The organism is Streptomyces sp. S.PNR 29, from assembly GCF_030386795.1.
GTDB lineage: Bacteria > Actinomycetota > Actinomycetes > Streptomycetales > Streptomycetaceae > Streptomyces.
Genome location: NZ_JANUQM010000027.1, coordinates 25,406 through 35,183, shown reverse-complemented (window position 1 = coordinate 35,183; position 9,778 = coordinate 25,406). Strand labels below are relative to the sequence as shown.

General features: G+C 69.2%; 9 protein-coding genes and 5 pseudogenes. 7 read left to right on the top strand and 7 right to left on the bottom strand.

Features of this window, described 5'->3' with window-relative positions; genetic code table 11:
• A partial coding sequence (locus NW895_RS40685; RefSeq protein ID WP_289942252.1) for a LysR substrate-binding domain-containing protein occupies positions 1-489 on the top strand: 489 nt, incomplete at its 5' end.
• Positions 490-577: 88 nt separating this feature from the next.
• On the opposite strand, the pseudogene NW895_RS40680 reads toward NW895_RS40685, so the two are convergent.
• Positions 578-736: pseudogene (locus NW895_RS40680) on the bottom strand (site-specific integrase); the annotation flags it as partial.
• A 121-nt stretch (positions 737-857) separates the two neighbouring features.
• Between NW895_RS40680 and NW895_RS40675 the strand changes: the two are divergent.
• Positions 858-1,022: pseudogene (locus NW895_RS40675) on the top strand (pirin family protein); the annotation flags it as partial.
• A 506-nt stretch (positions 1,023-1,528) separates the two neighbouring features.
• Here NW895_RS40675 and NW895_RS40670 read toward each other — a convergent pair.
• The 3 genes from NW895_RS40670 to NW895_RS40660 all read right to left on the bottom strand — a co-directional run bounded on the left by NW895_RS40670 (position 1,529) and on the right by NW895_RS40660 (position 4,382).
• Positions 1,529-2,803, bottom strand: a complete 1,275-nt coding sequence (locus NW895_RS40670) for an MFS transporter (RefSeq protein WP_289942251.1) — start codon at positions 2,801-2,803, stop codon at positions 1,529-1,531.
• A gap of 81 nt (positions 2,804-2,884) precedes the next feature.
• Positions 2,885-3,415, bottom strand: coding sequence for a carboxymuconolactone decarboxylase family protein (locus NW895_RS40665; RefSeq protein ID WP_289942250.1), 531 nt, complete (start codon positions 3,413-3,415; stop codon positions 2,885-2,887).
• Positions 3,416-3,521: 106 nt separating this feature from the next.
• Positions 3,522-4,382, bottom strand: a complete 861-nt coding sequence (locus tag NW895_RS40660) for a hypothetical protein (protein ID WP_289942249.1) — start codon at positions 4,380-4,382, stop codon at positions 3,522-3,524.
• A gap of 247 nt (positions 4,383-4,629) precedes the next feature.
• Between NW895_RS40660 and NW895_RS40655 the strand changes: the two genes are divergently transcribed.
• Positions 4,630-5,459, top strand: a protein-coding gene (locus NW895_RS40655) for an IS5 family transposase (RefSeq protein ID WP_289942253.1) whose coding sequence is annotated in 2 segments (ribosomal slippage) — positions 4,630-4,947 and positions 4,950-5,459 — 828 coding nt in all. Because the reading frame shifts where the segments join, the coding sequence is not laid out codon by codon here.
• A gap of 331 nt (positions 5,460-5,790) precedes the next feature.
• Positions 5,791-6,349 (top strand): annotated as a pseudogene (locus tag NW895_RS40650) (putative PEP-binding protein); the annotation flags it as partial.
• A 32-nt stretch (positions 6,350-6,381) separates the two neighbouring features.
• Here the strand turns inward: NW895_RS40650 and NW895_RS40645 are convergent.
• Positions 6,382-7,245 (bottom strand): universal stress protein, encoded by an 864-nt coding sequence (locus NW895_RS40645; protein ID WP_289942248.1) that lies wholly within the window; start codon positions 7,243-7,245, stop codon positions 6,382-6,384.
• A gap of 43 nt (positions 7,246-7,288) precedes the next feature.
• Complete coding sequence (locus tag NW895_RS40640) at positions 7,289-8,227, bottom strand: universal stress protein (protein ID WP_289942247.1); 939 nt, start codon at positions 8,225-8,227, stop codon at positions 7,289-7,291.
• Between the two features lie 450 nt (positions 8,228-8,677).
• Between NW895_RS40640 and NW895_RS40635 the strand changes: the two are divergent.
• Positions 8,678-8,903: pseudogene (locus NW895_RS40635) on the top strand (2-hydroxyacid dehydrogenase); the annotation flags it as partial.
• Here the strand turns inward: NW895_RS40635 and NW895_RS40630 are convergent.
• Entirely contained in the window at positions 8,881-9,381 is a 501-nt protein-coding gene (locus NW895_RS40630) for a hypothetical protein (RefSeq protein ID WP_289942246.1), read from the bottom strand. The pseudogene NW895_RS40635 and the gene NW895_RS40630 sit on opposite strands and share 23 nt — an antisense overlap.
• Between NW895_RS40630 and NW895_RS40625 the strand changes: the two genes are divergently transcribed.
• The gene (locus tag NW895_RS40625) at positions 9,373-9,588 is read left to right on the top strand and encodes a hypothetical protein (protein ID WP_289942245.1); all 216 of its coding nucleotides are present in this window, start codon (positions 9,373-9,375) and stop codon (positions 9,586-9,588) included. The two genes, NW895_RS40630 and NW895_RS40625, sit on opposite strands and share 9 nt — an antisense overlap.
• Before the next feature lie 32 nt (positions 9,589-9,620).
• A pseudogene (locus NW895_RS40620) lies at positions 9,621-9,770 on the top strand (pirin family protein); the annotation flags it as partial.
• Positions 9,771-9,778: the final 8 nt, after the last annotated feature.

Here is a 9,778-nt window from a genome sequence, read left to right as displayed (position 1 = left end):
AACCTGCGCACGGTGGACGCCCTCGTCCTGCCCCAGGGCATCCTGTCGAACATCCCCACCTTCGACCTGTACAAGGACCGTTGGGTGTGCGTGATGTCCGCCGACCGCGCCCCGGCCGTCCTCGGGCGGGAGGAACTGGCGGAACACCCTTGGGTGTTGCCCTACCGTCACCCGTCGCCGGTCTTCTCCCCCCTGAACCGCCTGCACGCCGAGGGCATCGAACCGCACGCGGAGATCGTCACGGAGAACTTTTTGGCCATCCCCCACCTGGTCGCGGGGACCGACCGGATCGGCCTGATGCCCGAACGGGCCGCGATCCCCACCCTCTCCGGACAACCGATCACCGTCGTCCAACCCGCCTTCGAGATCGGCCACTTGGTGGAGTCCCTGTGGTGGCATCCCCTCCATGAGCGGGAACCGGCCCACATATGGCTGCGCCGTATCGCCGCTCAGGCCGGCCAGGCAGTCGAGAGCGGCCCTGTGGTTTAAGCCGGCTGGGTAGGGTCGTGGTACACCGACCAGGAGGAGCAGTTGCATGGCGAGCGGGTCGTCATCCCCGGCGACGCACCGGCCTCTTGTAGATTTCCGTCAAACGCTCGATGGCCGCATCCTGGGTCGCGAACCCGGACTCCTCCAACTGCCGCCCCGCCGCCGACCGGTACCGGACCTTGTAAGGGTGAGGGCATTTCGACCACCGCGACCGCGGATGCTCACACTCCTTGAAAAACGACCCCATCCCACGAACCAGGACAGCGGAACCCATGGCTGCTGACTCCTCCACGACCGATGCTGGCAGCTTGCTGACCCTCACCGGTTCGGAACACCGCTGACCTGCGGAAAAGCGCGCAGGATCCGCTATGTTCTGGAACTGGATCGGACGGTCGCAGGACGAGATCGTGCAGGCCCGCCGGGACTGGATGGAAGGCTCCCGGTTCGGGGAGGTGAAGGGGTACGACGGGGCTCCCCTGCCCGCGCCGGAGCTGCCGGCGGTGCCGTTGAAACCGCGGGGAAGGGCCCGCTGAACTGCGGGAACGCATCGGCGTCGGTGACAGCCGGGCGGAGGGCGGTGGAGGGCTTCTCACTGTCTTTCACCCGCCCGCGTGAAGGTGTCCGAACAGCCGGCCGACTCATTCCGGTGCGCTTGGCGATTCCACAGTGTGGCTGTCTGGGGGCGGCTGTGGCGACGCCGACACTCGGCGCGGGCCGGTCACGATGCCTGAGATGGGCAGTGGCCACGACTACTTGGGCTACCACATCGCAACCATGCCGAAGTTGACCACGGCGCCGCTGCGCTGGGTTCGCGTGCACCAACAGTGGCTGCTTGAGCCGCGAGAACACGCACGGCGGGGTCTGTCCGGGGGCGCGTCCGGGCTGAATCCCGCCGTACGTGTTTGCGGTCCGGGTCAGATGGCGTCCGTCTTCGGGGGAGCGTCTGCCGCTTCCGTCAGACCAGTGATGGCCTGGGCGGTGGTGGCCAGCGGCAAGTGCTGTGCACGACGCAGACGCCCAAGGCGCCGTACACGGTGCTTCACGCGGCCTTGGCCAGGGCGGACCGGTCTTTGCCGGGCGCGTGCCGTTCGGGTGCCGCGAGTCTGCTCATGGCTCCTCGTCCGTCGTGGCGCGGCCACAGCAGGAGGGCCCCGATCGCTCCTGCCCCGGCCAGGACCGCGAGGAGGGACCAGGCGAGAGTGAAGCCGGCGTTCGTGCCGAGCCACCCCGCGACGGGATAGGTGAACAGCCAGGCCAGGTGCGAGAGAGAGAACTGGGCGGCGAATGCCTCGGGGATCGCGTTCCGTCCGACGGAGGCGCGCAGGACCTTGCCGGTCGGTGTGATGATCAGCGCCATGCCGATGCCGACGACGGTCCAGATGATCGCCGTACCGGTCCATGTGGTGAGACCGGCCGCGATGAGCGTCACCGCGGCGGTCGTGCCGCCCACGAGGACTCCGGCGCCGGTCATCATGACGGTGCGGGCAGCGATCCGGTCGAGAACGCGGGGGAGTACGAGGGCGGCCAGGAGTGTCCCGGTGCCGGAGGCGGCGAGCATCCAGGCGACGTCCGACTGCGAGCCGCCGAGCTCATCACGGACGTAGTTGACGGTGTTCACGACGACCATCGACCCTGCCGCCGCAACCACGAGATTGAGCGCCATGATGCCGCGCAGCCGCGGCGTCCGGAGGAAGGTCCTGATCCCTGCTGCCGCCTTGTCCCACGCCTTGGTGTGGGTGCTGGGGCGGGCGTCGGGGATGCGCGTCGACAAGACGAGCAGGGCGGAGATGAGGAACCCGGCGGAGGTGCCGAGGAACAGCCGGCCGAAGTTCATGAACGTCAGGGCGACGGCTGCCAGCACGGGGCTGAGCAGGCTCTCCATGGTGGAGGCGACCTGGGACGCGGACAGGGCACGTGTGTAGTCGGACTCGTCGGTGACGATCTCGGGGATGACGGCCTGGAACGTCGGGGTGAATGCCGCGGAGGCGGCCTGGAGCAGGCCGACCAGGACGTAGATGTGCCAGACCTCGGTGACCAGCGGCAGTGCCAGGATCACTGCACCGCGGACCACGTCGAGGAGGACCAGGAGAGTTCTCCGGGGGAGCCGGTCGACGTACGCGGCAGCCAAGGGGGCTATGGTCACGTACATGACCATCTTGATGGTCAGGGCGGTACCGAGCACCATGCCGGCGCGCGGACCGGCGAGGTCGTAGGCGAGCAGTCCGAGTGCCACTGTGGTCAGCCCGGTGCCGAACAGGGCGATGACTTGGGCACTGAACAGGTGACGGTAGTCGCGGATGGCGAACAGACGCATGGCTGGTTCCTTCCGTGTCCACGCGGCGGGGCACGGGCTCGGAGTGGAGGCCGTGCCCCGCGAGTACAGGCGGGGATGTCCCTAGACACTGGTGTCGCTCTCGGGTGTGAGACCGGCGAGCAGGTTGAAGGCGCCGGTGAGGATGTTGAGTGCGACGACGCCGACGACATCGGCTATCGCGCGGTCGCTGTAGCCGTACTCACGCAGCGCGACGACCTGTTCGTCGGTGATCGACGTCGGCTCGCGATAGATCTGGAGGGCGAGGGTGAGGATCGCCGCGATCGCGGGATCGGCCGAGGTGCCCGTGTGGGCTCGCTCGATCTCCTCCTCGTCCACTCCCATGGCGCGCGCGGCATTGACATGAGCGTCGAGGCACAGGCTGCATCCCTGCAGGGCCTGAACGGCGATCGAGATCCGTTCGCTGATCCTTCGGTCGAGTTTGGCTCGTCCCATGGCACGGCTCAGCTGGAGGTAGCCGCCCAGTACGGCCGGCGAGTGCGCCATCGTGGAGACCATGTCACCGATCTGGCCATGGCGGGAGACCAGGTCGGCGAGGAGGTCGCGCGAGGCGCCGACCGCCGTGCCGGGCGTGAGTCGGGTCAGGCGGGGCATGACGCTCCTTCCGACGGAGGAGATGCGCGGGGGCGGCGGGCTCGATGAGGTGAGCGCACCTTAGGTGTGCCGTGTGCCGTGGCAGGCGATCGGCGCCGGTCATGCGTCAGTGGTGTGCGTGGCCGCTGTGGTGGTGGCCTCTGTGCTCGGGTGCGGCCTGAGATGCCGCGTCCGAGCGGGGGGTGGTCGCGGTGGTCTGAACCGTGAACTCGGCCGTTCGGACGACGTCGTTGTGCTGGAAGTCCAGGTACAGGCGGTAGGTGCCGGCCGAAGGCGCGACCGCCATGAAGGCGATCTCGGGGCCCGGCGCGGTGGTGCCGTCACCGGGTTCGCCCTCCGGATGGACATGGAGGTAACCAAGGTCTCCGACCCGCAGTGCCACCAGGTGCCCATACGCGGCCAGGTAGGGCTGCAGGTCGGTGACGGGGCGGTCGTTCCGGCTGACGGTGAGGGTCAGCTCGCTCGCCTCGCCGGGCAGGAGTTCACCGTCGAGCGCGACGGTATACTCGCCGATCCGTGCGATCCGGGTGGCCTCGGGGAGCGGCTGCGGGTCGTACGTCCCGGCGACCGCGACGTCGATCCCGAGCGTCATGGTCCCGTCGTGGCCGGCCGGGTGGATGTCGGCGAAGAATCTCCAGTCCCCCGGTTCCAGCGACAGTTCGACACTCCAGGTGCCCTTCTGGTCCATTACCGGATGCACGTGCTGGAAACCGGTCGTGTCGCGCCGCACGGCGATGAAGTGCAGTTCCTTCTCGTGCTCGGGCGTGAACTCGGTCACCGCCTGCCCGTCGGGGCCGATCACCCGGAAGCTGATCGGCTGCACGCCGGCGGTGAGGATCGTCGAGTCGAGCTCGAGGGTGTACCCGTTCTCGGAGACCGACAGGCCACCGGGCTGGGCTCCGCCGTGGACGCCGTGGACGCCGTGGACGCCGTGGTTGGCCTGGTCGTGGCCGAAGTGATCGCTCATGACATCTCCCATTGGTCTTCGCGCGCCTTCCGGCGTGGTCTGCTCAGGACGTCGCCAGTAACCATATACCCCCCAGGGGTATTTCTTCATGGTCGAAATCTCGCGAGACGGCTTGCGGGAGTGGATTCACCAGGAAGAGGTTCCGTCCGCCAGCCTCGTGGCGTCGGCGTGTCGGCCTAGAGCGTGTCTCTTTGATGGGTTGGTCAGTTGATCGGATGTGTCTGTCCGATTAGTGATCACCGATGCGATGTGGGACCGGATCGAGCCGCTGATGCCGGCGGATCCGGTCCGCGGGCGGCGATGGGCCGACCACCGCCGCACTCTTGAGGCCATCGCGTGGAAGTACCGCACCAACTCGCCCTGGCGCGATCTTCCCGAGGAGCTCGGCTCTTTCCAGACCGCTCACAAGCGGCTGATCAGATGGGCCATCGACGGCACCTGGGAGATGATCCTCGCGGCCGTCCTGGCGGCGGCGGACGCCGACGACGACATCGACTGGACGGTGTCGGTGGACTCCACCGTTGTCCGGGCCCACCAGCACGCTGCCGGAGCAGTCAAAAGGGGGCGGCTCGCTCCGGCGAGCCCGCCGATCATGCGCTCGGACGCTCCCGTGGCGGCTTGAGCACCAAGGTCCACCTGGCCGCAGACGGCCGCGCATGGCCCCTCGCCTTCACCGTCACCGCAGGCCAGGCAGGTGATGCACCCGCCTTCGAGACGCTGATGTCCCGCATCCGCGTGCCCCGCAGGGGCCCGGGCAGGCCTCGGACCCGGCCCCTGGCCGTTCTCGCGGACCGCGCGTATTCCTCCCGCGCCATCCGCAGCCACCTGCGGCGCCGGGGTATCCGTGCGGTCATCCCGCAGCCGTCCGACCAAGTCGGACACCGCCTGCGGCGAGGCCGGCTCGGTGGCCGTCCGCCCGGCTTCGACAGCGAGGCCTACAAGCTGCGGAACACCGTCGAGCGGTGCATCAACCGCCTCAAGCAGTGGCGCGGCCTGGCCACACGAACCGACAAGCTCGCGATCGCCTACCAGGCCGCACTCCACCTCGCAGGCATCCTCATCTGGACCCGACGCTGACCAAAGAGACAGAACCTAGCTGCCCCTGCGGTGGCTTGCGCGCGGTTGACGGGGCAGCGCCTTACCGACGAGCGATAGCTGGCGACCCAGGTCTGAAGGGCCCTCGACGCGGCCGGTGCGGTCTACGACGACACCGCGCAGGGCTGCATCCCCGACTTCGAGGGCTCGGAGCAGCCCCCCGCGCGACTAACCGAACGCAGGTGGATGACCGCAGAGAGCATTTGAGCGGTCCCGACTTGGCCCGGCTGCCCGTATGTGCACGCACCTTGACGGACGGCCAGATCGTTGACGGGAGCGGAACCGGTTCAGGCTGCTGGATTCTGAGGCTGCACCGCTCCAGCGGCAGGACTTCGCCGGCATCCTGGCGGCGATGGATGGCCTGCCGGTCACCATCCGCCTCCTGGACCCACCGCTGCACGAGTTCCTGCCCGGCCGCACCGACCTCGCCGTCCGCATCGCCGCCGCCGAGGCCCGCGGCGAGCAGCCGGACCCGCACGACACCCGGCTCCTGGACGCCGTGGGCCGCATGCGTGAGAACCCGATGCTCGGCCTGCGCGGAGTGCGCCTCGGCCTGGTCGTTCCCGGCCTGGTCTCCATGCAGGTACGGGCCGTCGCTGAGGCTGTCGTGGAGCGCACGCGGGCCGGCGGCGAGCCCCAGGCGGAGATCATGGTGCCGCTCGTCGGTGACGTCACGGAGTTGCGGCTGGTGCGCGAGGAAGTGGAAGACGTGCTGGCGGCCGTCACCGAGGAGTCCGGCGTCCCCGTTCTTCCACGCCGCCGGGCTGGACTACGTCTCCTGCTCGCCGTTCCGTGTCCCGGTGGCGCGTCTGGAAGCCGGCCGGGCGGCGATCACCGTGGACGACGGCGATGCCGCCGCCACAACAGCATGAGATCCCGCCACCGCAGGTTCGCGCAGCCGTTTTCAGACCGGCTCGGGCACCACAGCGACCGGACAAGCGGCGTGGTGCAGCACCGTGTGAGCGACCCGGCCGAGTTGCAGCCCGAAGTGCCCAGGGCGGCGCCGTGCCCCTACGACCAGAAGGTCCGCACCGTGAGAGGCATCCAGGAGCACAGTCCGGGCGGAGCCTTCGGCCGTGCGCTTGTGCAGTTCCACGCCCGCAGGGGCTTCGCGAAGCGCGGCTTCCAGCATGTCCACTGCCTGCTGCTCGTACGCGTGCGCCGGCTCTCCCGCGAGCAGCGGGTGTTCGATGGTCTGGTGCGCCGGGCGCCGCCAGGCGCGGATGGCCTCCAGTGGGGCGCCGCGTCGCTCTGCCTCTTCGAGGGCGAAGCGGACGGCGTTCGTGCTTGCGGCCTCCTCGCCGATGCCCAGCACGATGCGACGGTGCGTCCGGTCCCCGTCGTCGTGGCCGCCACGGACCACGACCACGGGGCAGTCGGCCTGTCCCGCCACGGTCAGGCTGACGGATCCGAGGAGCAGCTCGCTGACATCGCCGCGACCGCGGGACCCCAGGACCAGCAGGGATGCATGGCGTGCCTCACGCACCAGGACGGGCGTCGGCCCGTCCGGTATCACCTGGATGGCCACTTTCAGATCAGGGATGCGCTTTCGGGCACGCTCGGCTGCGGCAGCCACGAAGACGCCGTTGAGGATCTGCTCCGACCTGTCCCCTGACGTGGGGAAGACGGCACGTTCGTACCGCTCCCACAGCGAGGCGTACACCACCCGCAGCGGCAGCCCGCGCAGCGCGGCCTCGTCCGCTGCCCAGTCCACGGCGTGCAGGCTCGGCTGGGAGCCGTCGACGCCCACGACCACGGGAAGGTCCATCGTTGTCACCGCCCTGCGTAAAGAGTGAAGGGGAGCCGCTGGATCAGTCGTGCGGAACCACGGCGACGGGCGCGGCGGCGTGATGCAGCACCGCGTGCGTGACCGAGCCGATGTGAACACCTACAGGACTGCGGCGGATGCGTCGGCCGACGACTACCAGGGAGGCGGCTCCGGAGGCGGCTACCACAGCGACCGCGGGGCTTTCGCAGCGCGATTCCTCAACCACCTCGACTTCGGGGAACTTCTGCCGCCACGGACGAAGAGCCTCCGCGAGGGCTGCGGCCTCGCGCCGCGCCAGCGACTCGCGCGCCTGTGGGTCGGTTGGCAGGCCGTAGTGCGGCGGCGGGGTCCAGCCGTGGACGACCCGCAAGGCCGTGGCACGGCGGACGGCCGTGTCGAAGGCGAATGCGATCAGTGTCTGGTCCGGGCTTTCGGTGTCCAGGCCGAGCACGACAGGCAGGAAGGGAGCGGCCGCGGACGGGATACCCGCAGGATCCATCTCGTGCTCGTCGGCCGCCTGCTCCCAGGCCCGTACGAGTACGACTGGACGTTCGGCATGCGCCACGACCGCCAGTCCGACGGACCCGACCAGGAACCCGCCGATCCCGCTCAGGCCGCGCGAGCCCAGCACGAGCAGTTCGGAGTCCCCCGCCGCTTCGACCAGCACGTCACTGGGGCGTCCGGCGAGCTGCTCGGTCGTCACCTTGACGCCGGGGTGACGAAGCCGGAGTCCCTCCGCCGCCTCCCGGGGAATGCTCCCCCAGCCTTCGGCCGGGGGTACCCCCATCTCGCTTCGCTCGGTCCAGTGCTGATGCGTCTCCGCACCGAGCAGCGGCGCCCGCGCCATGGGCTCCGGGACCGGCTCCCAGACGTGCGCGAGCTTCACCGGCAGACCGCGCAGCGCGGCCTCGCGGGCCGCCCACTCGGCGGCGGCCCGGCTCTCACGTGAGCCGTCCAGACCAACAGTGATGGTGCGGAGCATGATCTCCACCTCCCGAGGTGACGAAGCAGCGCGCCTTACATCTCCCACTCTTGCCGGGCCCTTCGGTTACCGCTGTGTGCCGAAAGTCCATGCCGCAGGTGCCGAACGGCCCCATCTGCGGCCTCGTCAGCCAGGTACCGACCGCGTTGATCCCACGTTGCGGAGGCCGCGCAGGTACGCTCCGTCCCACGTCTGGGCCGATCGGCCCTAGTGACTGCGGCCCCAGCGAGTGATGATCGTGGTGACGGACTCTCCGGGAGTCCGTCCGCCCGGAACAAGGGGTCGTAATGGCCGAGGCACGCACCAGCGCGCCGTAGGCGCGGACGGGAAGCACCCGGATCAGGCGCCTTCCCTCCTCACGATAGTGGGCGATGCCCAGGCTGGACGGCTTTCCCTGACAGACGGGCGAAGGGCCGAGACCGACCTGCGCTGCGCCACCTCGCCAAGCACGGCACCAAGCTGATCGCGCAGCGGTCCACCGGCTGCAACAACATCGACTTGGCCACCGCCCAGGAGCTGGGACTGACGGTGGCCAGGGTGTCGTACTACTCGCCCTACTCGGTTGCCGAGTTCGCCTGGGCCCTCGCCCTGGCCGTGAACCGGCGCATCGTCCGGGCCGCGCACCGCACCCGCGAGCTTCCGGCTCGACGGGCTCATGGGCGACCTGCACGGCCGTCCCGGTACTCGCCGATCTTGCGGTGCTTGAGACGCTCGTACTGGCAGGTGGTCCGGTTGACCTGCTCGGCGATGCGGTAGACGTCGTCGGCGACGATGTTGTTGAAGTTGACGGCGAACGCCTCGCCGTTGCGCATGCCGCATCCGCTCATCAGGTCGGCGACCAGCAGGAAGCTGTCGTCGCCGGCGGTGCGTATCTGACCCAGCTGCTCGGGTGAGGGGATCACCACCTGCTTGGGGTCGTACTGCGGGGGCCTGATCCCGGACACGGGGTTGTCGTCGAACAGCCCCAGCCGGTCCGCGTCCAGCAGGATCGCCTTCAGCTTGTCGAAGGCGTTCGCCTGGGCGGCCAAGCCGACCCCGCCTCGTTCCAGGGTCTGGGGGAAGCCTTCGACGACCTTGTGGTCGAAGGTGTTCATCCGCCGGCTGCCCAGCAGCGGCAGCAGATGGATGTTCAGCAGCGACTCCAGGTGCACCACCGAGGCCGGACCCAGATCCCGCTGGTCGGCCTTCCGGTGGCGTACTCCTCGAACCGCATCGGACCGTACCGGGCGATCCGCTCCGCCTTCGCCTGCCCCCGAGGCGCCGCCTTCTTCGCCTTGTGGATTTCCGTCAACCGCTCGACGGCCGCATCCTGGGTCGCGAACCCGGACTCCTCCAACTGCCGCCCCGCCGCCGACCGATGACGGATCTTGTTCGAGTGAGAGCACTTCGACAGGTTGCTCGGTCGCAGGACGAGATCGTGCAGGCCCGCCGGGACTGGATGGAAGGTTCTCGGTTCGGGGAGGTGAAGGGGTACGACGGTGCTCCCCTGCCCGCACCGGAACCGCCGCCAGTGCCGTTGAAACCGCGGGGAAGGGTGCGCTGACAGCTTGG

Coding starts and splice junctions, on each gene's coding strand:
- NW895_RS40670 (WP_289942251.1), bottom strand. CDS start 2,803: ATGCGTCTGTTCGCCATCCGCGACTACCGTCACCTGTTCAGTGCCCAA.
- NW895_RS40665 (WP_289942250.1), bottom strand. CDS start 3,415: ATGCCCCGCCTGACCCGACTCACGCCCGGCACGGCGGTCGGCGCCTCG.
- NW895_RS40660 (WP_289942249.1), bottom strand. CDS start 4,382: ATGAGCGATCACTTCGGCCACGACCAGGCCAACCACGGCGTCCACGGC.
- NW895_RS40645 (WP_289942248.1), bottom strand. CDS start 7,245: ATGGACCTTCCCGTGGTCGTGGGCGTCGACGGCTCCCAGCCGAGCCTG.
- NW895_RS40640 (WP_289942247.1), bottom strand. CDS start 8,227: ATGCTCCGCACCATCACTGTTGGTCTGGACGGCTCACGTGAGAGCCGG.